This window comes from Dactylosporangium sucinum, from assembly GCF_014647515.1.
GTDB classification, from domain to species: domain Bacteria; phylum Actinomycetota; class Actinomycetes; order Mycobacteriales; family Micromonosporaceae; genus Dactylosporangium; species Dactylosporangium sucinum.
The window spans coordinates 20888-45157 of record NZ_BMPI01000084.1 but is presented as its reverse complement, the minus strand read 5'-3'; the positions used below and the strand labels follow the sequence as shown (position 1 = coordinate 45157).

Below are 24270 nucleotides of genomic sequence, written 5' to 3'. Positions count from 1 at the left end.
CGGGGTGCCGGGGTGTCGAGCGGGCGGGTGGGGTGGCGAACGTGGCGGGCCGGTGGGCGGAGCGGGGTGCCGAGCGGCGAGTGGGGTGCGGACGTGGCGGGCCGGGCGGGTGGAGCGGGGTGCCGGGGGTGTCGAGCGGCGGGTGGGGGTGCGGACGTGGCGGGCCGGGTGGGCGTGAGATCGTGTGGGCGGCGACATCGGAGGGGAGAGGGACGTGCACGTCATCGCGGTGCTCGGAGCCGGCAAGCTAGGCGAAGTGCTGCTGTCCGGGCTGCTCCGGGCCGGCTGGGCAGCGGACCGGCTCATCGCCACCGCGCGGCGGCCGGAGCGCGCCCGCGAGCTGGCCGAGCGGTACGGGATTCGTGTGGTCGACAACGAGACCGCGCTCACCGAGGCCGACGTGCTCACCATCGCGGTCAAGCCGCAGGACGCGGGCACCCTGCTCGCCGAGATCGGGCCGAAGGTGCCGGAGGGCAAGCTCGTCGTCTCTCTGTGCGCCGGCCTGCCCACGGCGTTCTTCGCCAAGCATCTGCCGGAGGGCACCCCGGTCGTCCGGGTCATGACGAACACCCCCGCGCTCGTCGACGAGGCCATGACGGCCATCTCGGCCGGCTCGCACGCCACCGCCGGGCACCTCGCCCAGACCGAGGAGATGTTCCGGCCGCTCGGGCGGACGATCCGCGTCCCCGAGTCGCAGCAGGACGCGGTCACCGCGCTGTCCGGCTCCGGCCCCGCGTACTTCTACTTCCTGGTCGAGGCGATGACCGATGCCGGCATCCTGCTCGGCCTGCCCCGCCAGGTGGCCCACGATCTCATCGTGCAGTCGGCGATCGGCTCGGCGGTGATGCTCCGCGAGTCCGGCGAGCACCCGGTGAAGCTCCGCGAGGCGGTCACCTCGCCGGCCGGCACGACGATCAACGCCATCCGCGAGCTGGAGAACCACGGCGTGCGCGCCGCGTTCCTGGCCGCGCTCGAGGCGGCCCGTGACCGCGCGAGGGAGATCGCCCAGCAGGGCTAGTATCCGACGCCGTGGCATTCCTCTGTGCGTGTTGTGGCACCGACCTCGGCGACGTGCCGAGCGTGTGGGCGTTCTCCGCGCCCGACTACTGGGGCGCTCCCGGAGCCGGGGACGAGTCGTTCCTGGAGGAGGAGCTCTGCTGCATCGACGCTCCGGAGCTCGAGGAGCGGCACTTCTTCATCCGCGGCCTGGTCGAGATCCCGGTGCACGGGTTCGCCGACCACCTGACCTACAACGTCTGGGTCAGCCTCAGCCCGGCCAACTTCGCGCGGGCCGTCGAGCGGTGGGACGACCCGGAGCGCACGGCCGAGCCGCCGTACTTCGGCTGGCTGTCGAACAACATCCCGGGCTACCCCGAGACGCTCCAGCTGAAGACCCAGGTGCATACTCGGGAGCCGGGGCGCCGGCCGTACGTCGAGCTGGAGCCGACCGACCATCCCCTCGCCGTCGAGCAGCGCGAGGGCATTGCCCCGCACCGCCTCGTCGAGGTGGCGAAGGTCTGCGGCGGCTGAGCCGGTTTCATTCAAACATTCACCGCTGTTGCTCCACGCCGCGGTGATCTATCGTCATCACTACCAGTCACGACATGGATACCGCGCCCGGCCCCTTCCCCCACCCTCTCCCCCCAAGGGTGCCCGCCGGGAGCGCGGCGCAAGGCCCGCCGTCGGCCGCAGAGGTGGCCGGCGGCGGCTTTGTGAAGGCGTGTCCGGAGCCGTGCCCCGGCTCCGGTCGACGGCTGATGCATGATAGCGGGGTGCGATTCGAAACCAGCCGTGCACTCGACGCCATCGAGCGACGACTCAGCGTCGACCCGCTGCTCGCGGGCGGCGTCATCGACCTGGTGGAGGGGGCCCGCAGCGTCGACCTCGACGGGGGCCGGCCGGCCGCCCTGCTGCGCCTCGGGCTCTTCGTCGATGCGCTGAGCCGCCAGCTCGGGGACGGTGGCGTCGGGCTCTACGCGGTCGCCGAGCGCGGCGCGATGTCCGACACCGACTTCACCTCCAACGAGCGGATGGTGCTGCGCCGCTGGTCCGACGACGGCCTCATCGAGATGCTGCCGCCCGGCGCCCGGCCGGGCGCCCGCGTGCGGGAGGTCGCCGCGCTCACCGGCCTGCCGGTGGTCAGCCGGGTGCCGCTGCCCGGCCACCCCGGCCCCGTCTACGTCACGACCGGCGGCTCGACCAGCATGGAGCTGGCGCTGGCGCCCGTCACCGGGTCGACGCCCCGGCCGCACCCGGTGCTGAGTCGTTACTGGCGGTGCCCGGCCGGCGACTGCCCCATGTTCGGCCGTGCGCCGGCCCCCGGTGCCGGCCAGGCGCCGCCGGCCCTGCCCAGCGGCGCGCCGATCTGCCCGCGGCACGGCGAGCGGCTCATCGACGCCGGGGTCCGCGCGCCGGCCGTGCCGATGGTGGTGCGGATCGACGGCACGGTGCGCACCCGGTTCGCGGTCACCGCGGCCCGGCCGGTCATCGTCGGCCGCGCGCCCGAGGAGGGCGTGACGATCGGCAAGTGGCTCGACGACGAGGGCGCCCGCCGGGTCAGCCGCAACCACATCCGCCTGGAGCTGCGCGACGGCATGGTCCTGGTGACCGACGTCAGCACCAACGGCGCCGCCGTCCTGGCCCGCACCGCGCCCACGATGGCGCCGCGCGAGATCGAGCTCGGCCGCCACGAGCCCAAGGTGATGGGGGAGTGGGACGAGGTCGAGCTGTATCCCGAGGTCACCGTCGGCCGCGCCGATCGCCCGCCGGCGGACGTGGCCAAGGGCGGCGCACCCAACTCGGTGATGGCCGACGCCCCGACGATCGCCATCCGCCTGCCCAACAAGTGATCACATACCCCATGGGGGTATGTGTCCAACGCCATAGGTAAATCCGTTGCCGCCGATGCGGCGGCGCGCTACTGTTCGCGTCGTGATCGTGACGACCGCCTTTCTGGAGCTCGGCCAGCCGGCCGGCTCGGCGGTCGCGTGGGCGTCTTCAGCGCTAGCCGCGGCGCTAGAGGCCGGCCTCCGACGCTGACCCTCCTCCCGCAGTTGTCCTGCGGAACCGACGGAGGAGGGTGAGCCGGCCGAGCCGGACGCCCTGCGCACACGACTCAGGACAAGGCTCGGCCCAGGGTTCTGCACACCCGACCACAAATCCACTGTGGAGTGTCAGATGGCCAAGCAGGCGTACACGCGGACCAAACCGCATCTCAACATCGGCACGATGGGTCACGTCGACCACGGCAAGACGACCCTGACCGCCGCCATCACCAAGGTGCTCGCCGAGCGGTACCCGTCGGTCAACCAGTACACCTCGTTCGAGGGGATCGACCGGGCGCCCGAGGAGCAGCTCCGGGGCATCACCATCAACATCGCCCACGTCGAGTACGAGACGGCCACGCGCCACTACGCGCACGTCGACATGCCCGGCCACGCCGACTACGTGAAGAACATGATCACGGGCGCGGCCCAGGTCGACGGCGCGATTCTGGTGGTCAGCGCGGTCGACAGCGTCATGCCGCAGACGCGCGAGCACGTGCTGCTCGCGCGGCGGATCGGCGTGCCGCACCTCGTCGTGGCGATGAACAAGGCCGACGCGGTCGACGACGGCGAGCTGCTCGACCTCGTGGAGCTCGAGATCCGGGAGCTGCTGAGCGAGTACGGCTTCCCGGGTGACGAGGTTCCCGTCGTCCGGGTGTCGGCGCTCAAGGCGCTCGAAGGCGACCCGGCGTGGGTGGACTCGATCGCCGGGCTGCTCGACGCCGTGGACACGTACGTGCCGCTGCCGGACCGGGTGCTGGCCGAGCCGTTCCTGATGCCGATCGAGAACGTGCTCACCATCACCGGCCGGGGCACCGTCGTCACCGGCGCCGTCGAGCGCGGCACGCTCGTGCTGAACACGCCGGTCGAGGTCGTCGGGCTGGGACCCACCCAGCCGACCGTCGTCACCGGCCTGGAGATGTTCGGCAAGCAGCTCGACCGGGCCGAGGCGGGCGACAACGCGGCGCTGCTGCTGCGCGGGGTCAAGCGCGGCGAGGTGCAGCGCGGCCAGGTGGTCGCGCTGCCCGGTTCGGTCGCGCCGCACCGGCGCTTCCGGGCGCACGTCTACGCGCTGACCACGAAGGAGGGCGGCCGGCACACGCCGTTCTTCGCCAACTACCGGCCGCAGTTCTACTTCCGCACGACGGACGTGGTGGGGTCGGTGGACCTGGGCGAGGTGACGATGGTGATGCCGGGTGACACCGTCGACCTCGTCGTCGAGCTCGGCAAGCCGATCGCGATGGACGTCGGGCTCGGCTTCGCCATCCGCGAGGGCGGCCGCACGGTCGGCGCCGGCACGGTGACCGAACTGCTCGACTAGCACAGGCGTCATCCTGCCCGCACGGGGCAGGATGACGCCCATGTCGAACTCCCTGAGCCGGCCCCCCAACGGTGACGACCACGTGCAGGGATCCTCCGGCGCGCCGATCACCCTGGTGGAGTATGGCGACTACGCGGACCCCGACACGGGCCGCGCGTTCGAGGTCGTCGAGCGGCTGCAGCTGCACCTCGGCGACCGGTTGCGGTTCGCCTTCCGGCACTTCCCGCTCGTCGACGCGCACCCGCGGGCCATGCCGGCCGCGCTGCTCGCCGAGGCGGCCGCCGACGCGGGCGCGTTCTGGAGCATGCACGCGCTGCTGCTCGCGCACCAGGACCGGCTCGAGGACGAGGACCTGCAGCGGTACGCGCAGCAGTTCGGCCTGCCGGACACCGGCGGGAACCGGGTGCACTACCAGCGGATCGACCGCGACCTGGCCAGCGGCCGGGCGAGCGGGGTGACCGACACCCCCACGTTCTTCCTCAACGGCCTGCGGCAGGAGGCCGACACGCTGACCGCCACGCTCGGCAAGGTGAGAAACGGGTGAACCCCTTCGATTGCCCAAATGGTTACGGGTCGACGTCTCTAGGATCTTTGAGAAGAAACACAGGCAATTTTGAGCTTGAGGAAGGTTGCTCCTAAGGCGCGCAGGGCAACCTGTAGGGGATGCGGAACCGGTACGTAGACCTCCTGCGAGCCGTCGCGATCATCCGCGTGGTCACGTACCACACCCTCGGATTCGCGTGGCTGACCGTGGCGTTCCCGGCGATGGGCCTCATGTTCGCGCTCGGCGGGTCGCTCATGGCCGCCTCGCTCGACCGGTCCGGCCTCCGCTCTCTCGGCCGGCGGATGCGTCGCATCCTCCCGCCCTTCTGGGTCCTCGGCACGTTCGCCGTCGTGACCATGTCGCTCGTGGGCGGCCTGGAGCAGACGTGGCGCGTCGTGCTGTGGTTCCTGCCGTTCCACGATCCGCCCGCCTCCGAGTGGGGCGCGCCGATGTTCGGGCAGATCTGGTACATCCGCTCGTACCTCTGGTTCATCGTCCTCTCGCCGGCCCTGCTCTGGGCGTTCCGCAAGTGGCCGATCCCGTCGCTGCTGGTGCCCTTCACGGTGCTGGTCGTGCTGTGGGAGACCGGCCACGGCACCGGCGGCATCGTCCGTGACTTCTTCATGTACGCGCCGGCCTGGATGCTGGGCTTCGCCCACCACGACGGCACCCTGCAGCGGATCTCCAAGAAGATCCTCTGGCCGCTGTGCGCCGTCATGGGCGGCATCGGCCTCACGCTCCTGTACAGCAACCCGGGCCCCCGCGGGTACGACCTCAACGACGCGCCGGTCGCCGACACGCTGTGGTCGACCGCGTTCCTGCTGGTGCTGCTCAACGCCGCGCCCGCGATGATGTCGCTCGGCGCCGCCGAACCGGTCACCGAGGCGGTCAACCGCCGCGCGCTGACCATCTACCTGTGGCACGAGGCCGCGATCATCACGGTGCGGGACGTCGCGCTCGTGCTCGGCGTGTCGCTGCTCGGCGCGATGGGCGGGTTCATCCAGCTGTCGTCGGTGTTCCTGCTGGTGGCGGCGGTGGTGCTGACCCTCGGCTGGGTCGAGGACCTGGCCGCCAAACGCAAGCCGCAGGTCATCCCCGTCCCGGCGCGGAACCGGGCGCGGGTCCTGGAGGAACGCCCCGCACCCGTGCCTGCCTAGCACCCGGCGCAAAACGCAAGGCGACACGCCGACACTGGTCTTTGCTGGAGATTGCTGGAACCAGCTACCGTGCCGTTCGTGTCCGAATCGAATTCGGCCGCGATAGAGGCCCTCGAACGGCGGATCGACCGGCTGCGCGGCGAGCTGCGGCGGGCCGCCACGGCCGGCGACCGGACACACGCCCGTGCCCTGCGGGCGGAGCTGCGCCGCGCGGAGCACGCCTGGGACGACGCCCTCGCCGACCTGGAGGAGCGCTCCACGCCGGCGCCGGCGCCCGACCGCAAGGCGCCACCGATGCTGTCCATCCGCGAGCAGGTGCACCACGCGCTCACCCTGCTCGGCGTCCCGGCCGCGCCGAAGCTCATCATCGCGGTCCACGACGCGTTCTTCCCCGGCGAGCTCGTCGCGGCCCGGCTCACCAGCCTGCGCCGCGACGAGGAGCGCTCCTTCAAGGTCGCCCCGTTCGGCCGGCCGTACTACCTGTGTCCCGCGCTGACCGCCGACCTCCTCTCCCCGGCCCGCGGCCTCCTGGCCATCTCCACCTGGCCGCTGGAGTCCCGGGTGGTCGGGCCGCTCAGCGCCCGCGTCGACTTCCTGATCGGCGCGATCCGGATCGCCCAGCGGGTGGCCCAGCTGCCCGACGACGCCCACGACGCCCGCCGCCTGCTGTGGCGGTTCGCGGCGAGCATCCCGGGGGCGGCCGGCGAGGTCGACCCGAAGACCGTGGCCGAACAGGCCCAGGCCGAGCTGGACGTGCACCTCGACGCCGACGCCGCGGACCGCGCCGCGGCGGCCGGCCGGGCGCGCGACCGGCTCGACGGCGCCGAGGCGCTCTTCGGCGCCCGGCTGCACAAACTGCGCAGCAGGACCGCGAACTGATGCACGCCTTCCCCGAAATGAGACGCCCATGGACGCACTGGTCGACCGGCTGGACCGCATCCGCGGCACCGTGGCGCCGCGCAACCACAACGCGCGGACGATCGCGGCCCTCACCAGCAACCCGGGCTGCGGCCGCCGGGGGCTGATGGACGCGGCCGGGGTGAACAAGGGCGCCGTCGCCGGGCACCTCGGGTTCCCGTCCGGCTTCGGCCAGTCCCGGTTCGCGATCGCCCGCGGCAACGCGTTCGAGGCGCAGGTCAAGGCCGACGGCGCCGCCGAGCTGCTGCAGCTGCTGCGGGAGCGGCTCGGGCTGGCCATCCCCGAGGTGGCCTACGACGACCTGTCCAACGTCGGCGGCAACGCCAGCCGCGAGGTGCGCTACGCGCGGACGAAGAGCCTGCTGGCCCGCGCCGCGGGCGAGCGCGACGACGCCGGCACGCTGTTCGACCACCCGATGCTGCGCCTCGACATCGCCGGCTACTACGCCTACCTCGAGCCCGACCTCATCGCGTTCCGGGCCGGCGGCCGGTTCCACGTCGTGGAGATCAAGTCGTTCGCCGTCATCGACGGGCAGGCCGACGCCGGCAAGGCCGCCGCGGCCGCCCGCCAGTCGGCGGTCTACGTCATGGCGATGCGCGAGCTGCTCGGCGAGCTGGGGTACCCGCCGGAGACGGTGTCGCACGACGTGGTGCTCGTCTGCCCCGAGAACTTCGCCAACCGGCCGACCGCCACCCTCGTCGACGTGCGCAAGCAGCTGTCGGTCCTGCAGCGGCAGCTGTCCAGGCTCACCCGGCTCGACGAGATCATCGACGCGCTGCCCCCGGGGCTGTCGTTCGACCTCGCCTACGACGCCGACCACCTGCCCAGCCGCCCGGCCGACGAGCTGCGCAAGGCGGTGAGCGCGATCGACGCGCGGTACAGCCCGGACTGTCTCGGCACCTGCGAGATGGCCTTCTTCTGCCGCGACGAGTCGGCCGGCTCGACGGCGGCGCTGGGCCGCACGGTCCGCGACGACCTCGGCGGGGTGGAGAGCATCGGCACCGTGCTCGGGCTGGCCCGGGGCACGCTCACCCCCGGCGCCGGCCAGGAGGAGATCGCCGGCCTGCTCCGGTTCGCGCACCGCCTGCGCACCGAGTGCCTCGAAGGGATCGCGTGAGCATCCTCACCGCACTGGCCCGGGCGGAGGCGGCCGAGTCCGGGCGGGCCCAGCCGCTGACCACCGTGCGGCACACCCACGTCGCCGACCGGCCGCTGGTGCTCGTGCCGCTCACCCTGGCCGGCGAGGCCGCCGCCCCGCTGGCCGCCATGGCCGGCACCGACCCGGCCGCGCCCCGGCTGCTGGTGGTGGCGAACCCGCGCGACCGCACGCAGCGCTTCGAGTTCGTCGCCCAGCTGGCCCGGGTCGTGCTGTCCTATGTGGACAGCTGCGCGCGCAGCGTCGACCCCGGGCAGACGACGAAGGTGCGGTACGCCGAGGCGCCCCAGGTCCTCGTGCCCAACCGCGGCGGCGTCGAGTTCGTGCGGCTGCTCGGCCGCTCGACGCGCTTCCGCCGCCCGTTCGGCCCGTACCCGGTGCACCGCACCGTGCCGCTGCTCGGCCAGTGGCTGACCTTCCTGCGCGAGCGGGCCGACCACCCCGGCTCGGCCACGCTGCTCGCGATGACCGAGGTGCTCGGCGCGCACTGGGCCACCGGCCAGAGCGGCCTGGAGGACGCCAACCTCGCCGCGCTGCTCGCCTGGATCGACCCGCCCGACGGCCTCGACGGCCCCGCGGCCGCCGCCCTGGCCGAGGACCCGCTGCGCTCGCCGCCGGCCGGCCCGAGCACCGACCCGACGTTCGACAACGAGATCCTGGCCCCGGCGCTCGCGACGGTGTCGCGGGCCGGCGACGAGCACGCCCGCGACCGGGCGGTCGCCGCGCTGGAGGCGGCGCTGTCCGAGCAGCTGCAGCCGACCTGGGACCTCATGTGGCAGGCCGTGCGCCTGCTGCGCCGGCGGCCGGCGGGCGCGTCCGTCGAGGCGCGCTGGGGCGTCGACCGCGATGTCTTCACGATGTACCACATGTCGCTCGCCGAGGGGACCGCGTTACCCCAGCCGCGGCGCGACAGCGCGGTCGCCGCCGCGGGCCGCCTCGACCGGCTGGAGCGGGAGCAGGCGCGCTACGACGCCCAGCGCGCGCTCGACGACCCGCTCGTGATGGCCGAGTTCCGGCTCTCGGGCGAGGCGTTCACCGGCACCGTCGTCGCCGCCTCGCCCAACCGGGTCGACACGTCGGGCAAGAAGGCGGCCCTGCGCCCGCACATCACCGTGCAGACCGACGACCCGGTGCGCCTGGAGCCGGGCGCGCAGCTGGTCTCCCCGGCCCGGCTGGCCCAGCAGGCCGTCGTCGTCTCGGTGTCCTCGGTCGACGTGGTGCTGGAGCTCAGCAAGGGCATGGGCCGGTCGGTGAAGAACCCGGCGCCCGGGTCGGTGCCGGCGGTGGGGGAGCGGGTCACCTACGGCCCGGTCACCGACGCGTACCAGCCGCCGGGCAGGTTCCCGAGCCGCGAGGACACACCCTGGACGCACGGCGGCCCGCCGCCGGAGGTCCAGCCGTCCGACCTCGACGCGCAGGAGGACTGGTCATGACCGGTTCCGGTCATCATCGGCTCAGCCTTCACGCATGCGGCCGGAGCGGAGCGGAGGACGCATGACCGTCATCGAGGACATCCTGCGCGACTTCGGGTCGGCCGCCGGGCGGGGCGTGGTCGTGGACTCGCCGCCGGGCGCCGGGAAGTCGACGCTCGTCGTCCGCGCCGCCCGCACGATGGCCGAGTCCGGCGAACGCCTGATGGTCGTCGCGCAGACCAACGAGCAGGTCGACGACCTCATCGACCGGCTGGCCTCGGCCGCGCCGCAGCTCGACATCGGCCGGCTCTCCGCGTCGACCTACGTGCCGGCCCAGCGGGTCGTGAAGCACGGCTCGGTCAAGGTCAGTGGCGCGGTCTCCGACGTGCAGCACAGCGCGGTCGTCATCGGCACCGCCGCCAAGTGGGCGACCGTCACCGACGGCACGTGGGAGCGCGCGATCGTCGACGAGGCCTACCAGATGCGCTCCGACATGCTGCTGCGGGTCGCCGGCCGGTTCTCGCGGGGCCTGTTCGTGGGCGACCCCGGCCAGCTCGACCCGTTCTCCGTCGTGGGCGGCGAGCGCTGGGCCGGCCTGTCGTGGGACCCGATGCAGAGCGCGGTCGCGGTACTGCTGCGACACAATCCCGACCTGCCCGTCCATCGCCTGCCCGTGTCCTGGCGGCTCCCCCCGTCGGCGGCCGAACTGGTGTCGGCGGCGTTCTATCCGTTCACCCCGTTCCGGGCCGGCACGTCCGACGGGGACCGGCGCCTGGAGTTCTCCACCCGGGCGATCGGCGGCGACCGAACCCTGGACGCCACCCTGGAGACCGCGCGGCGCACCGGCTGGGCGCTGCACGAGCTGCCGGCCCAACACACCGTGCGCACCGACCGGGAGGCCGTCGCCGCCATCGCCGGCCTGGTCGCCCGGCTGCTGCAGCGCGGGCCGGTGGCGTACTCGGAGCATGCTCCGGAGGGCCGCCCCGTGACCGCCGACCGGGTGGCCGTGGGCGCCGCTCACCGCGACCAGGTGGCCGCCATCCGCCAGGCGCTCGCCGAAACGGTCGGCGCGGACGTCACGGTCGACACGGCGAACCGGCTGCAGGGCCGCGAGTACGACGTCACGGTCGTGCTGCACCCGCTGTCCGGCCGGCGCGACGCCGGCGCGTTCCACCTGGAGGCGGGCCGCCTGTGCGTGCTCGCGTCCCGGCACCGCCACGCGTGCATCGTGGTCGCCCGGGCCGGGATCGCCGAGCTCCTGGACAACCATCCGTCGGCCGAGCCGGTGCACCTCAACGTGCCGGTCCGCTTCCCGGACGGGTGGGAGGCCAACCAGGCGGTCCTCGCGCACCTGAGCCGGTCGTAGCTCGACCGCCTCGAACCCGGGCGCCGGGCGCCTCAAGCCGGGGTCACCGGCGTGGCGGCGGAGTGCCGAGGGTTCGCGCCCACCCCCGTGCGGTAACACTCACCACATGCGACCACTCATCATCGTCGACGGCGCCAACGTGGTCGGGTCGGTGCCCGACGGCTGGTGGCGGGACCGGGCCGGCGCGGCCGCCCGGCTGCGCGACGCCCTCGCCGCGGCCCCGCTTCCGGGTGACGTCACGCTGGTCGTGGAGGGCGCCGCCCGCGGGGTCTCCCCGGTGCCCGGGGTGGCCGTGGAAGCGGCGCGGCAATCGGGCGACGACCACATTGTTGCGCTGGTCGGCGACAATGTCGTTCATCGTCCGGTCACCGTCGTGACATCGGACCGGGGGCTCCGGCGGCGTGTCGAGGAGTTGGGTGCGAGTATTCTCAGCCCGGGTCGCCTGCGGACCATGATCTCATATGGTGGACGACGTGAATCTACCTAGCGGATAGGATTTGCCGTCTACGTATGCGCATGTAGGCACGGGTGTCAAGAAAGTGTCAACGGGCTATGTCCCACAATATGGGAGCTAGTTGACCCGCTTCGACGGTCCGGCAAAGCTGGATGGGTACCGGTCTCGTGAATTGCCGGTGAATAGCCCGCGAAAACGTCAGACTAATTTGTGCCGATCTATTATGTGCGGCACGTTACACGTCTGTCGCGTCGAGTGATGATGCTGGTAAGGTCGGTGCCATGTGCCCTGAGGTGCTGCTAGACCCCATGTGGGTATCCCGCCGAGAGCACCATTTCGACGGCCTTTGTCGAGTGACGATCCGCTGAATCGGCGTGCATTCAAAGGTCATCGAGAGGAAAGCGAAATGCCTGTATCAGTTGTCGGCGCGCCCGAGGCCGCCCAGTCCGTGGTCACCATCACCGTCCACATCACCCTCACCGGCGACGAGCTCCCACCGGAGGCGTCGCGGCTGCTCAACGACCTCGAAGCGCTGGCGGCCACCCAGGCCACCCAGCAGATCCAGCGCAACGCCCCGCTGCAGCGCACCCCGTCCGCCGCGCCACCGGCTCGCAACCTGCGGCTGGTCGAGTCGGCGGCGGCGCCCGAGGCGGCCGACGACACCAAGGTCAAGCGGATCGGGCGGGCCACGGCCGACGCGCCCTCGCTGTACCTGTGCACCGGCTCCCGGCTGGTCCTGCAGGACGGCACGCCGGTCCCGCTGACCCGCCGCGAGTACGATCTGTTCCTCTTCCTCTGCGAGCACCCGCGCCGCGTGTTCAGCCGCGCCCAGCTGCTGCGCCAGGTGTGGGGCTACGACATGGTCGGCACCGAGCGCACGGTCGACGTCCACGTGCGCCGGCTGCGGGTCAAGCTCGGCGACGCCGCACGGATCATCGCCACGGTGCGCGGCGTCGGCTATCGTCTCGACGATGACGCCGCCGTCCAGGTCGTCGTTCGCGAGGACTGACACCCTCGCGCTCGCCGCGGGGATCCTGCTGCTGGTCGACCTGTTACGGGTCTGGTTACCGTCGATCATCACGATCTTCGGTCAGGCGGCATCGACCCCCGCCGAGCTGATGGGCGCGTTCGCGTTCGCCTGGTTCGCGGTGCCGTTCGCGCTCGTGCGGTTCGCCCGGCGGGTCTCGTTCGTCGCCGCCGCCGGGCTCGCGACCGCCCGGCTCGCGCTGGTCTTCGTCCACGGCGGGCAGCCGCAGCTGTACGTCGCCTCCGCCGGCCTGTTCTGCGGCCTCGTGTGGCTCGCGGCCACGGCCGCGCGGGGCGGTTCGGCGGTCCCGGGCGTGCCGCTCGGCCTCGCCGCCGCCGCGCTGCAGCACGCGGCGCTGGACACGGTCGACCTCTCGTGGCGGGCGTGGTGGTGGGCCGCCCCGGTGGTGCTGATCGAGGCGCTGATATTCCTCTGGTACTGCTGGAAGCCCGCGCCCGACCCCTCCCACGGCGGCGGCTGGCTGTTGGCCGGTCCGGCGATGCTGCTGACCGGGATGTTCGTCCTCTCCCCGCCGGTCGTCGCCATGGGCTTCGGCGGCCTGCACGACCGCGTCGTCGGCCAGCCGCCGCCGTTCGTGCCGCAGGTGGTGTTCGGCCTCGCCGTCCTGGCCTTCCTGATCTCGTCGCTCAGCGTGCGGAGCAACTGGTCGGCCGTCGAGCGCTGGGGCCGGGCGGGGTTCCTGCTGCTCGGGACGCTGCTCGCGGCGTGGCCCGAGCCGGCGACGGGCTCCTGGGCCGCCACCGCCGTCGTCCCGATCTTCCTCGCCTCGATCCTGGGCTCGGCGCTGGCCGCCGCCCGCCGTCCGGCACCGCGCCCGTCCGGCTATCCGGTGCTGACCGGCATGCTGATCTTCGCGGTGGGCGCGATCGGTTACTACGCGGCGTTCGACATCGGTTACCCCAACTTCTGGGTCCCGGTCGCGGTCGCGTCGGTGCCGGCCTGGTTCCTCATCCGCGGCCCGGCCGAGACTTCCGCCGCGCCCGCCGACTCCCCGGCGCTGTCGTTCCGCGTCGCCGCGATCGCCGCCGTCGTCTGCCTGGCGGTACCCCTCGCCGGCGTGTCGTTCCGCCCCGCCCCGGCCGGCGCCGCTTCGGCCGGCGGCCTGCGCCTGGTCGCGTACAACATCCGGATGGGCTTCGGCCTCGACGGCACCTTCCGCCCGGACACCGCGGCGAAGGCGATCGCCGAGCAGCACCCGGACGTCGTGGTCCTGTCGGAGGTGGACCGGGCCTGGCTGCTCAACGGCGGCCACGACGACCTGCAGGCGCTGTCCCGCCGCCTGGGCCTGCGCTATCTCTTCGCTCCCGCCGCCGACCAGTACTGGGGCGACGCCGTCATGACCAACCTCCCCGTGGTCCGTTCGGAGTCGATCCGCCTCTCCCGGGCCGGCGCTCCGACGGGCGCCCAGGCGCTGGGCGTCCTGGTGGAGTACGGCGACCGCCGGCTCGCCGTGGTGTCGACCCACATCCAGCCCCCGCCCGACGCCGAGCCGCTGGTCCAGGTGGGGGAGATCGCGGAGTTCGCCACGCGGTTCGCGGAGGGCAACCCGGCCGTGATCGCCGGCGACCTCAACATCGAACCCGGCGGCCCGGCGCTGCGCGCGTTCGCGGACGCGGGCTGGGCGGACGGCTTCGCCCGGTTCCGCCCGGTGCGCACCTTCCCGGCCGACGCCCCGGCCAAGGAGATCGACCACATGCTGGTGAACGGCCTGACCTGCACCGCCGTGACGGTGGGCACCGCCGTGACCTCGGACCACGCCCTGATCGCCGCAACCCTCACGTAGGTCCGCCCCATCGATCCGTGAACCCGGGTGCCGCCGCGGGGATTCGGGAACGGCGGGATTGGGCATGCACCACCGTAGAGAGAAAGGGGCAGCGATGAGCGTGACGCATGCGAACGGTAGTCAGACCGACACCCGTACCGGGCTGCGCGACGCAGCCGGTGAGTGGGCCGCCAGCGCCAAGGAGACGTCGGCCGAGCTGGCCGAGCAGGCCAAGGCCACGGCGCGGCGCCGACCCGTCACGCTGGCCACCGCCGCCGCCGGCCTCGCCACCGTCGTGGTGGCGGTCGTGACGGTCGTACGCCGTCGTCGGGCCCACCCGACGCCGCGTCAGCGAGCCGTCAACGCGTGGCGGAGGACCAGCAAGAGCGTGAAGCAACGAGTCAAGCGGTAACCTCCTCTCCGAAGGGGTGCCCCCCTGCGCGGCTGCGCAGGGGGGCACCTTCACGACCGGCCGGGAATGCGGTAGGCGGCCAGCTGCGTGGCCTGCACGACCACCCGGCCCTCGGCGTCCCAGATCTCGCAGACCTGGTCGACCAGGCTGTCGGAGAGCAGGCGGGCGCGCTGCCGGACGCGCAGCGGGCCCGGGGCGGGAACGCCGCGGATGTACGCCGTGAGCTCCAGCGTCGGCACCCACCCCGTGCTGCCCAGTGAGAACGTGGCCGGCGGGAACGCGTCGGCGGCGTAGAGCAGCGAGATCGGGTCCCAGTCCTCGCCCTCCGGCAGGCTGAGCCAGCCGCGCAGGTCGCCCGGGTGCTCGCCGGCGCCGTCCCAGTCGACGCGCTGGTCGACGAGGTCGAGCATGTTGACGGTCACCTCCGAGCCCGGGGGTCGCACCGGCGTTCGGTACAACTGGTGCCTCGGCGCGACGTCCGGCGGCGGGCTCTCCACCCAGCGCTGCTCACGCTGGCCGTCCGTGAGGTGGCCGAGCGTGAAGAGGGCCTCGACGCAGGTGCGGTCCTTCTGGGTCAGGCGGGCCCGCACCTGGCTGGCGGAGCGGCCGTCGCGCAGCCGCTCGACGGTCACCGCGGCCGGGCCGACGTCGGGCGGGGAGAGGTAGACCGCGCTGGCCGAGAGGGGGTCGGGGTGCTGCTCGGAGCCGGCGGCGCGGGCCAGGACAGCCAGCAGGTAGCCACCGTGCGGGCGCGGGCCCACGGTCCACTGTGGATCCAGGTCGACCTCGCCGTCGCGAATCGTCGTGGCCTCGGCGAATCCCGCCACCCGGGCCTCCTTCTGGTTTGATGGCGGTATGGCGCGCACGCGGCTCTACCGCAACGGTGAGCTGGAAGCGGAGGACTTCCCGCTCGACGATATATCCGAGCATCTCCGCTCCGCCGACTCGGTGGTCTGGCTCGATCTCACCGATCCCAAGCAGGCCGACTACGACCGGGTGCAGGAGGAGTTCGGCCTGCACCAGCTCGCGATCGAGGACGCGCTGTCCCCGCACGAACGGCCCAAGCTCATGCACTACGCGCAGCATCTGTACTGCAACGCGTACGCGATCGACTTCGACCCGGAGTCGGGCGACCTGGCCGTCCACGAGGTGTCCGCGTTCCTGACCAAGCAGGCGCTCATCACCGTGCACGCGGCGGAGTTCGACATCGACACCGTCGTGCGGCGCTGGGACGACACCGCCGAGCTGGCCGGCAACGGCGTCCCCTGGCTCGTGCACGGGCTGCTCGACGTCGTCGTCGACGGGCAGTACGACGCGGTGCAGGCGCTCGACGAGGCCCTCGAGTCGCTGGAGGACCGGCTGTTCGAGGAGACCCCGCAGGCGATCCGGCAGGTGCAGCAGCGCAGCTTCCGGCTGCGCAAGAGCCTGGGCCGGATGCGCAAGGTGGTCCTGCCGATGCGCGAGCTGGTCAACGGCCTCATGCGGGCGCGCGAGGGCATCGTCGGCGACGAGATGATGCCGTACTTCCACGATCTCTACGACCACGTGCTGCGCGTGACGGAGTTCACCGAGTCCCTGCGCGACTTCGTCGCGACCATCCTGGAGTCCAACCTGGCGGTGCAGGGCAACCGGATGAACAACATCATGAAGAAGGTCACCAGCTGGGCCGCCATCATCGCGGTGCCCACGGCTGTTACCGGTTACTACGGGCAGAATCTGCCCTTCCCGGGGTACGAGAAGCAGGCGGGGTTCGTCACATCGGCGGTGTTGATCGTGATCTTGTCCGTCGGACTGTATATCGCCTTCAGACGCAAGGATTGGCTATGACTGAACACTTCGACGTCGTCGTCCTCGGCGCGGGGCCGGGCGGGTACACCGCCGCCGTACGCGCCGCCCAGCTCGGCCTGCGCACCGCCATCGTCGAGGAGAAGTACTGGGGCGGGGTCTGTCTCAACGTCGGCTGCATCCCGTCGAAGGCGCTGCTGCGCAACGCGGAGCTGGCGCACATCTTCACCGCCGAGGCCAAGACCTTCGGCATCCAGGGCGACGTCACGTTCGACTACTCCGCCGCGTTCCAGCGCAGCCGCAAGGTGGCCGACGGCCGGGTCAAGGGCGTCCACTACCTGATGAAGAAGAACGAGATCAAGCAGTACAGCGTGCGCGGCACCTTCCTGGACGACCACACGATGCGGGTCGGTGACGAGACCATCACGTTCGCCAACTGCATCATCGCCACCGGGGCGACCACGCGGCTGCTCCCCGGCACCACGCTGTCCGACCGGGTGGTGACGTACGAGGAGCAGATCATGACCGAGGACCTGCCGTCCTCGATCATCATCGCCGGCGCCGGCGCGATCGGCGTCGAGTTCGCGTACGTGCTGCACAACTACGGCGTGAAGGTCACCGTCGTCGAGTTCCTCGACCGGGTGGTGCCGCTCGAGGACGAGGACGTGTCGGCCGAGCTCGCCAAGCGGTACAAGCGCCTCGGCATCACCGTGCTCACCTCGACCCGCGTCGAGTCGGTCGCCGAGAGCGGCTCGGGCGTGCGGGTCACGGTGTCGTCGGGCGGGTCGACGCGGGTGCTGGAGGCGGACAAGCTCCTGCAGGCGATCGGCTTCCAGCCGCGCGTCGAGGGCTACGGGCTGGAGAAGACCGGCGTGGCGCTCACCGACCGGGGCGCGATCGCGGTCGACGGCCGGCTGCGCACCAACGTGCCGCACATCTACGCGATCGGTGACGTGACGGCGAAGCTGATGCTCGCGCACGCCGCCGAGTCGATGGGCATCATCGCGGCCGAGACCATCGCGGGCGCCGAGACGATGGAGCTGGACTACGTGATGATCCCGCGCGCGACGTACTGCCAGCCGCAGATCGCCAGCTTCGGGTACACGGAGGCGCAGGCCCGCGATCGCGGTTACGACGTCAAGGTGGCCAAGTTCCCGTTCACGGCCAACGGCAAGGCCCACGGCCTGGGCGACACGACCGGCTTCGTGAAGCTGATCAGCGACCAGAAGTACGGCGAGCTGCTCGGCGGCCACCTGATCGGGCCCGAGGTCACCGAGCTGCTGCCGGAGCTGACCCTGGCCCAGCAGTGGGACCTGACGGTGCACGAGGTGGCCCGCAACGTCCACGCCCACCCGACCCTCGGCGAGGCGGTCAAGGAGGCGATCCACGGCCTCAGCGGCCACATGATCAACATGTGACCCGGCGAGCCCACGCGGGCGGCGCGCTTGGTGCCGCGCCGTCCGCTTTGCGCCGCGCCGTCCGCTTCGCGCCGCCCGCCAGCCTCGCGCCGCGCCGCCCGCCTGGGCGCGCCTGCGCCCTGCCCGCCGGCACCGCGCCGGCCTCCCGCGCCGCGCCGCTCCGCGCCTGCCCCTCCCGCGCCGCGCCTCGCGCCGCTCCGCGCCTGCCCCTCCCGCGCCGCCCCTCCCGCGCCGCCCTTCCCGCGCCGCGCCGTGCTCGCGCCGTCCGGGCTGCGTCGATCTTGGAGTTGTGGTGCCTGTTTTGTGCGACCATGCCCGACATTTCGGGACCACAACTCCAAGATCGCGGGGGAGGGGTGGGTGGGAGGTGGGTGGTCCCGGGGCGTGAGAAGGGCGGGATGGCGACGGTCACCCCCGGCCGCACAGTCGCTACGCTTTGGCTCATGCGGCAGGAGTGGCACCACTTCACTTACCCCGGTCCGGAGATCTCCCGCGCGGCCGTCCCGGGCAACCAGGACGACGACGAGTTCGGCCTCGACCGGTGGCGCACCATGCCCCGCGCGCAGGTGCCGCCGTGGCCCGACCAGGCGGCCGTCGACGAGGTCGGCTCGCTGCTGTCGTCGGTGCCGCCGATCGTCGCGCCGTACGAGGTTGATCAGCTGCGCGAGCGGCTCGCCCTCGTCGCCGACGGCAAGGCGTTCATGCTGCAGGGCGGCGACTGCGCCGAGACGTTCGCCGACAACACCGAGGCGCACGTGCTCGCCAACGCGCGGACGCTCCTGCAGATGGCCGTCGTGCTCACGTACGGTGCCTCGCTGCCGGTCATCAAGATCGGCCGGGTGGCCGGCCAGTTCACCAAGCCGCGTTCCGCGCCCCTCGATTCGCTGGGTCTCCCGGCGTACCGCGGCGACATGATCAACTCGCTGGACCAGGACCCGCAGGCCCGCGTGGCCGATCCGCAGCGGATGGTCCGCGCCTACGCCAACTCGTCCAGCGCGATGAACATGCTGCGGGCGTATCTCGGCGGCGGGATGGCCGACCTGCATGCGGTACACGACTGGAACAAAGGCTTTGTGGTGACCTCGCCGGCGGGGCAGCGGTACGAGGCGATCGCCCGTGAGATCGACCGGGCGCTGCGGTTCATGCAGGCCTGCGGGGTCAACGACGACGAGGCGCTGCGCACGGTGACCCTGTACTGCTCGCACGAGGCGCTCGCCCTGGAGTACGAACGGCCGCTCGCGCGTATCGCCGGCGGCAAGCCCTACGGCCTGTCCGGGCACTTCCTGTGGATCGGCGAGCGCACCCGGCAGATCGACGGCGCGCACGTCGACTTCATGTCGCGCATCGCCAACCCGATCGGCGTGAAGCTCGGCCCGACCACGACGCCGGAGCAGGCCATCGAGCTGTTCGAGAAGCTCAACCCGAACAACGTCCCGGGCCGGCTCACGTTCGTCGCCCGCATGGGCAGCACCAAGGTCCGCGACACGCTTCCGCCGATCGTCGAGAAGGTCACCGCCGCCGGCTGCCGGGTCGTGTGGCAGTGCGACCCGATGCACGGCAACACGCACGAGTCGTCGAACGGGTACAAGACCCGGCACTTCGACCGGATCGTCGACGAGGTGCTCGGGTACTTCGAGGTGCACCGCGCGCTGCAGACCCACCCCGGCGGCCTGCACGTCGAGCTGACCGGCGAGGACGTCACCGAGTGCCTCGGCGGCGCCCAGGCCATCGTCGACGAGGACCTCCCGGGCCGGTACGAGACCGCGTGCGACCCGCGCCTCAACACCCAGCAGTCGCTGGAGCTGGCCTTCCTCGTGGCGGAGATGCTGCGTGGCTGACCCGGTCGTCGACTTCCGGTCGGACACGCTCACCAAGCCGTCGCCCGCGATGCGGGAGGCGATGGCGTCGGCGCTCGTCGGGGACGACGTCTTCGACGAGGACCCGACGATCCACGAGCTGCAGGCCGAGGTCGCGGCGCTCTTCGGGCACGAGGCCGCGCTGTTCGCCCCGAGCGGCACGATGGCCAACCAGATCGCGCTGCAGCTCGCCGTCCCGCGCGGCGACGAGCTGCTCTGCGACGCCGCCGCGCACATCGTGAGCGACGAGATCGGCGCCGCGGCCGCCCTGAGCGGGATCTCCACCCGCACCTGGCCGGCCGTCGGCGCGGCTGTCGACGTGGCCGCGGTCGAGTCGATGATCCGCCCGGAGGGCTTCGTCGCCGTCCCCACCCGCGCGGTCGCCGTCGAGCAGACCCACAACCGCGGCGGCGGCGGGGTCATCCCGCTGTCCACGCTGCAGGACCTGCGCTCGGTGGCCGACCGCTACGGCGTCCACCTGCACTGCGACGGCGCGCGCATCTGGCACGCGCACGTGGCCGACGGGGTGTCCCTGGCGGAGTACGGCGCGCTCTTCGACACCCTGTCGGTGTGCCTCTCGAAGGGCCTCGGCGCGCCGGTCGGCTCGCTCGTGGTGGGCTCGGCCTCGCACATCGCCGCGGCCCGCAAGCTGCGCAAGCGGCTCGGCGGCGGCATGCGCCAGGCGGGCATCCTGGCCGCCGCCGGCCTGTACGCACTCCGCAACAACATCGCCCGCCTGGCCGACGACCACGCGCGGGCCCGCCGCCTGGCCGAGGCCCTGGCCCCGGCCGGTGTGGTGGACCCGGCCCAGATCCGTACGAACATCGTGCCGCTGGACCTGACGAAGGCTTCCCTGGACGGGCCGGCGTTCGCCGCGGCGGCCCGGGAGCGGGGGATCCTGACGTCGGTGCTGGGACCGCGCCTGGTCCGTCTGGTGACGCACCTGGACCAGACCGGCGAGGGCATCGCGCACGCGGAAGCGGTCCTGCCGACGCTGCTGGCCTGACGCGCCCCGCGCCGCCCGGGCGTTCCATGATCAAGGGAAGCATTTGGCTGCCCCGACAGCCAGATGCTTCCAACGATCATGAGCGGGCCCCGCGCTAGGCAGTAGGGGCGGAGGCGCGGAGCAGCGCCATGTCCGCCGCGTGCTCGGCGGCGTCAGCGCCGCTCGGAGTCTCCACGATCAGCGGGACACCCCGCGCCGCCGGGTGGCCCAGCAGCTCCGCGAACGCCGCGGCGCCGATCGTGCCCTTGCCCAGGGACTCGTGGCGGTCGCGGGTCGAGCCGCACGCGTCCTTCGAGTCGTTGGCGTGGATCAGGCGCAGGCGGCGCTCGCCGACCGCCTCCACCAGGGCGTCCAGCGTCGCCGTCATGCCGCCGGGGGTGGCCAGGTCGTGGCCGGCCGCCCACGCGTGGCAGGTGTCGAAGCAGACGCCCAGGTGCGGGTGGTGGTCCGCCGCCGCCAGGTAGTCGGCCAGGTGCTCCACCCGCGAGGCCAGGGCGCGGCCGCCGCCCGCGCTCGGTTCGACCAGGAGGGGCGGCCAGCCCTCCCGCTCGGCGCGGTCCAGCAGGGGGACGAGCTCGGCCCGTACCGTCGCGAATGCCGTGGCGGTGTGCGCGGCGTCGACCGCCGAGCCCGCGTGGAAGACCACGCCGCGGGCGCCGATCTCCTTGCCGCGGCGCAGGGCGTGCTCCAGGGTCGCGAGCGAGTTCGCCACCGTGGCCTCGGTGGGGGAGCCCAGGTTGACCAGCAGGGCCGCGTGGACGTAGGCGGTCACACCCTGCTCGGCGCAGCCCTTGAGGAACGCCTCGTCCTGCTTCGGGTCGCCGGCCGTGCGGGCCCAGCCGCGCGGGTTGCTGACGTAGACCTGGACCGCCGTGGCGCCGGTGCGGTCGACGTAGCGGAGCGCGGCCTTGGCCAGGCCGCCGGCGGCGGGCGCGTGCCCGCCGATCGGCGCCGCCGTCATCAGAAGAACGCGAACAGGCGGATCGTGGTGCCGGGGGGCACCGCCGTGCCCGGTTGCGGGTCCTGCTGGCGGACCGTGCCGAAGCCCTGCGAGTCGACCTTGAAGCCCATGTCCTCGAGCGTCTTGCGCGCGTCCTGGAGCTGCATGTCGATGACCCGCGGCACGGTGACCATCGCCGGGCCCTTCGAGATCTGCACGTCCATGACCATGCCGTCGGTGACGCTGTTGCCGTCGCCGATGCTCTGCGAGACGACCTCGTTCTTGGGCTTGTCGCTCTCGACCTCCTCGACCCGGCCGAGCTGGATGTGGACCTTCGACAGCTCCTGCTTGGCCGCCTCCAGCTGCTTGCCGATGAGCAGCGGCACCTTGACCGGGTTGGGGCCCACGCTGACGAAAACCTTGACGGCCGAGCCGGGGTTGACCTGCGTGCCGATCTTCGGCTCGGTGTCGACCACGTAGCCGGGCGGCACGGCGTCGTCATACTTGTCGGCGCGGGTGCCGGTGAGCTTCATGGCCTGCAGGTCGACCAGCGCCAGGTCGTACTCCTTGCCGGCGATGTCCGGCACCTTGTAGACCTCGGGGCCGAGCGAGAGCGTGATCGTGATGGTGCCGCCGTCGAGGATGCGCCCGCCGGGGCCGGGGTCCTGGACGAGCACCTTGTCCTTGGGTACCGATGCGTCGAACTTCGGCTCGGCGAACTGGACCTTGAAGCCGTTGGCGCGGGCCATCTCGACGATCTGGTCGCGGTTGTACTGCCGGAGGTCGGGCGCGTCGGTGTAGCGGCCGACGCCGAGCCAGTATCCACCGATGGCCACGAGCAGGCCGACCGTCAGCATCGCCGCGATCACCGTCAGGCGGGTCCGCGGGTTGGCGTTGATCTGCGCCATGAGCTCGTTGAGCTTGCCGCCCGGGCCGCTGGGCTCGGGCGCGCGGCGGCGCCGGGCCGGCGGCTGGGCCGGGCCGCCGCCGGGGAGGCGGGCCCACGAGGGCCGCTGCTGCGGCTGCGACTGGTACGTCTGCGGGACCGACTCGACCCGGGGCACGACCACGGTCGGCTGGGCCAGCGGCCGCGACCGGGTGGCGAGCTCGACGCCGATGTCGTCCCGGCACGCCTGCACCTCGGCGAGCAGCGCGCCCGCGTCGGTCGGCCGGGCGCCGGGGTCGCGGCGGGTGGCCCGCGCGACGAGGTCGTCGACGGCGGTCGGGAGCCCCGGCACGTACCGCGAGGGGAACGGCACGTCGCGGTCGACGTGCTGCCAGGCCACCTCGACGGGGCGGTCGGCCTCGTAGGGCACCCGCCCGGTGAGCATCTCGAACAGCACGATGCCGGCCGAGTAGACGTCGGTGCGCGGGTCGGCGTGCCCGTCGGTGACCAGCTCGGGCGCCACGTAGGCGACGGTGGCCATGAGGTGCGACCCGGTCTCGTCGGCGCTCGCCTCGACGGCCCGGGCCAGCCCGAAGTCGGCGACCTTGACCACGCCGTCGATGAGGTTGTGCGTGTCGCCCGGCGCCTCCGCGACCAGCACGTTCTCCGGCTTGACGTCGCGGTGCACGAGCCCGGCCCGGTGCGCGGCGGCGATCGCGGCGAGCATCTGCTCCATGATCGCGAGGGCCTCCTGCGGCTGCAGGCGGCGCCGCTCGGCCAGCACCTCGCGCAGCGTGCGGCCGCGCACGTACTCCATCACGAGATAGGGCAGGCCCTGGTGGTTGCCCTGGTCGTAGACGGCGACCACGTTCGGGTGGGTCAGCCGCGCGATCGTCTTCGCCTCGTCGGTGAAGCGGTCGACGAACTGCGGGTCCCGCGAGTGCGCGGGATGGATGATCTTCAGCGCGACCGTGCGCTCCAGGCGCTCGTCGAGCGCTGTGTAGACCGTCGCCATGCCGCCCTTGGCGACACGCGAGCGAACGCGGTAGCGCCCGTCGAGAAGCGCACCGAGCAGTGGATCGGCGACCGTGGTATCCATCGGCTGCGAGTGTACGGCTGGTGAGGCCGAAACCTCAGCGCCCAGCGCCGGATTGGCCCGACGCGGCGCCCTCGTCACCTTGTTGTCCCCATTTCGGGTGCTTTGAGGCGCTACTACTGGGCGATACGTCGCGCACGGAAGGTGACGGAGACGGGCTGGACTCGCTCGGGCTCGGCGACGGGGTCAGGGTGCTCTCCGGCTCGTTCGTGGTGGGCACCGGCTGCGGCTGGCCGATCGGCGGCAACGCGATGACCTGCTTCGGGGTCGTGCGCCGCACCTGCGGCCGGGGCTGCGTCGGGTTGGGCAGCGGGTTCGTCCGCGGTACCGGCACCGTGGCCGTCGCCGGAGCGGGCGCCGCCGGTTGCGCCGCCGGCGGCTGCGCCGGGCCGGGCCTGAGCGCCGTCAGGCTGCCGGCCACCGCCAGGTACGTGCCGGCCGCGCCGCCGGCCACCAGCAGGGCGACCCCGGCGCCGGCCGCGATCCGCCGTGGCGGGCGCTTCGCGACGTGCAGCCCGCGGTGGCCGCGCGGGCCGAACTCGGCCGTCTCCGCGCCCGCGAGCCGCACCATGAGGCGCCGCCGGCGGTGTCGGGTCACGTCGTACCGCGCGGAACGCCAGGCCCCCGCGAGCTCCCGGCGGACCTTGTGCCAGAGCGCCACAGCCGTTGCCTTCCTGTCTTCGTGTCAC

22 protein-coding genes are annotated in these 24270 nt (G+C 72.6%); 18 read left to right on the top strand and 4 right to left on the bottom strand.

Annotated features, from left to right (window positions below):
• Positions 1-214 precede the first annotated feature (214 nt).
• The 14 genes from proC to IEZ31_RS48565 all read left to right on the top strand — a co-directional run bounded on the left by proC (position 215) and on the right by IEZ31_RS48565 (position 14594).
• Positions 215-1018, top strand: coding sequence for a pyrroline-5-carboxylate reductase (gene proC / locus IEZ31_RS48630; RefSeq protein WP_190256940.1), 804 nt, complete (start codon positions 215-217; stop codon positions 1016-1018).
• Between the two features lie 11 nt (positions 1019-1029).
• Complete coding sequence (locus IEZ31_RS48625; RefSeq protein WP_190256939.1) at positions 1030-1530, top strand: DUF2199 domain-containing protein; 501 nt, start codon at positions 1030-1032, stop codon at positions 1528-1530.
• A 242-nt stretch (positions 1531-1772) separates the two neighbouring features.
• Positions 1773-2849 (top strand): FHA domain-containing protein, encoded by a 1077-nt coding sequence (locus tag IEZ31_RS48620; RefSeq protein ID WP_190256938.1) that lies wholly within the window; start codon positions 1773-1775, stop codon positions 2847-2849.
• Positions 2850-3177: 328 nt separating this feature from the next.
• Positions 3178-4365 carry an elongation factor Tu gene (gene tuf / locus IEZ31_RS48615; protein WP_190256937.1) on the top strand — a complete coding sequence of 396 codons (1188 nt, stop codon included), beginning with the start codon at positions 3178-3180 and terminating at the stop codon, positions 4363-4365.
• Between the two features lie 40 nt (positions 4366-4405).
• Complete coding sequence (locus IEZ31_RS48610; RefSeq protein WP_190256936.1) at positions 4406-4909, top strand: DsbA family protein; 504 nt, start codon at positions 4406-4408, stop codon at positions 4907-4909.
• Between the two features lie 119 nt (positions 4910-5028).
• The gene (locus IEZ31_RS48605) at positions 5029-6066 is read left to right on the top strand and encodes an acyltransferase family protein (RefSeq protein ID WP_190256935.1); all 1038 of its coding nucleotides are present in this window, start codon (positions 5029-5031) and stop codon (positions 6064-6066) included.
• 78 nt (positions 6067-6144) lie between these two features.
• On the top strand, positions 6145-6945 hold the full coding sequence (locus tag IEZ31_RS48600; RefSeq protein WP_229837017.1) for a hypothetical protein: 801 nt from the start codon (positions 6145-6147) through the stop codon (positions 6943-6945).
• 28 nt (positions 6946-6973) lie between these two features.
• Positions 6974-8101, top strand: coding sequence for a hypothetical protein (locus IEZ31_RS48595; protein WP_190256933.1), 1128 nt, complete (start codon positions 6974-6976; stop codon positions 8099-8101).
• Entirely contained in the window at positions 8098-9573 is a 1476-nt protein-coding gene (locus tag IEZ31_RS48590) for a hypothetical protein (RefSeq protein WP_190256932.1), read from the top strand. Before IEZ31_RS48595 ends, IEZ31_RS48590 begins: the two co-directional genes overlap by 4 nt.
• Positions 9574-9634: 61 nt before the next feature.
• Positions 9635-10918, top strand: coding sequence for an AAA domain-containing protein (locus IEZ31_RS48585; protein ID WP_190256931.1), 1284 nt, complete (start codon positions 9635-9637; stop codon positions 10916-10918).
• 106 nt (positions 10919-11024) lie between these two features.
• The gene (locus tag IEZ31_RS48580) at positions 11025-11405 is read left to right on the top strand and encodes an NYN domain-containing protein (RefSeq protein WP_190256930.1); all 381 of its coding nucleotides are present in this window, start codon (positions 11025-11027) and stop codon (positions 11403-11405) included.
• A 373-nt stretch (positions 11406-11778) separates the two neighbouring features.
• Complete coding sequence (locus IEZ31_RS48575; RefSeq protein ID WP_190256929.1) at positions 11779-12381, top strand: winged helix-turn-helix domain-containing protein; 603 nt, start codon at positions 11779-11781, stop codon at positions 12379-12381.
• Positions 12344-14203, top strand: coding sequence for an endonuclease/exonuclease/phosphatase family protein (locus IEZ31_RS48570; protein ID WP_190256928.1), 1860 nt, complete (start codon positions 12344-12346; stop codon positions 14201-14203). The genes IEZ31_RS48575 and IEZ31_RS48570 overlap by 38 nt, the downstream gene beginning before the upstream one ends.
• Positions 14204-14297: 94 nt before the next feature.
• Positions 14298-14594, top strand: coding sequence for a hypothetical protein (locus IEZ31_RS48565; protein WP_190256927.1), 297 nt, complete (start codon positions 14298-14300; stop codon positions 14592-14594).
• A 50-nt stretch (positions 14595-14644) separates the two neighbouring features.
• On the opposite strand, the gene IEZ31_RS48560 is transcribed toward IEZ31_RS48565, so the two are convergent.
• Positions 14645-15421 carry a thioesterase family protein gene (locus tag IEZ31_RS48560; protein WP_190256926.1) on the bottom strand — a complete coding sequence of 259 codons (777 nt, stop codon included), beginning with the start codon at positions 15419-15421 and terminating at the stop codon, positions 14645-14647.
• 28 nt (positions 15422-15449) lie between these two features.
• Here IEZ31_RS48560 and IEZ31_RS48555 point away from each other — a divergent pair, with 28 nt between their 5' ends.
• From IEZ31_RS48555 to IEZ31_RS48540, 4 genes are all read left to right on the top strand, one after another.
• Positions 15450-16421 carry a magnesium transporter CorA family protein gene (locus IEZ31_RS48555; RefSeq protein ID WP_190256925.1) on the top strand — a complete coding sequence of 324 codons (972 nt, stop codon included), beginning with the start codon at positions 15450-15452 and terminating at the stop codon, positions 16419-16421.
• Positions 16418-17797, top strand: coding sequence for a dihydrolipoyl dehydrogenase (lpdA, locus tag IEZ31_RS48550; RefSeq protein WP_190256924.1), 1380 nt, complete (start codon positions 16418-16420; stop codon positions 17795-17797). Before IEZ31_RS48555 ends, lpdA begins: the two co-directional genes overlap by 4 nt.
• A gap of 443 nt (positions 17798-18240) precedes the next feature.
• Positions 18241-19635, top strand: coding sequence for a class II 3-deoxy-7-phosphoheptulonate synthase (locus tag IEZ31_RS48545; protein ID WP_190256923.1), 1395 nt, complete (start codon positions 18241-18243; stop codon positions 19633-19635).
• Positions 19628-20659, top strand: a complete 1032-nt coding sequence (locus tag IEZ31_RS48540; protein WP_190256922.1) for a threonine aldolase family protein — start codon at positions 19628-19630, stop codon at positions 20657-20659. The genes IEZ31_RS48545 and IEZ31_RS48540 overlap by 8 nt, the downstream gene beginning before the upstream one ends.
• Before the next feature lie 94 nt (positions 20660-20753).
• Here IEZ31_RS48540 and IEZ31_RS48535 read toward each other — a convergent pair whose 3' ends face one another.
• Genes IEZ31_RS48535 through IEZ31_RS48525 form a run of 3 tightly spaced genes read right to left on the bottom strand, consistent with a single transcriptional unit; the run spans position 20754 to position 24242 of the window.
• Entirely contained in the window at positions 20754-21620 is an 867-nt protein-coding gene (locus IEZ31_RS48535) for a deoxyribonuclease IV (RefSeq protein WP_190256921.1), read from the bottom strand.
• Complete coding sequence (gene pknB, locus IEZ31_RS48530) at positions 21620-23584, bottom strand: Stk1 family PASTA domain-containing Ser/Thr kinase (protein ID WP_190256920.1); 1965 nt, start codon at positions 23582-23584, stop codon at positions 21620-21622. The genes IEZ31_RS48535 and pknB overlap by 1 nt, the downstream gene beginning before the upstream one ends.
• A 34-nt stretch (positions 23585-23618) precedes the next feature.
• Positions 23619-24242, bottom strand: coding sequence for a hypothetical protein (locus tag IEZ31_RS48525; RefSeq protein ID WP_190256919.1), 624 nt, complete (start codon positions 24240-24242; stop codon positions 23619-23621).
• Between the last annotated feature and the right edge of the window lie 28 nt (positions 24243-24270).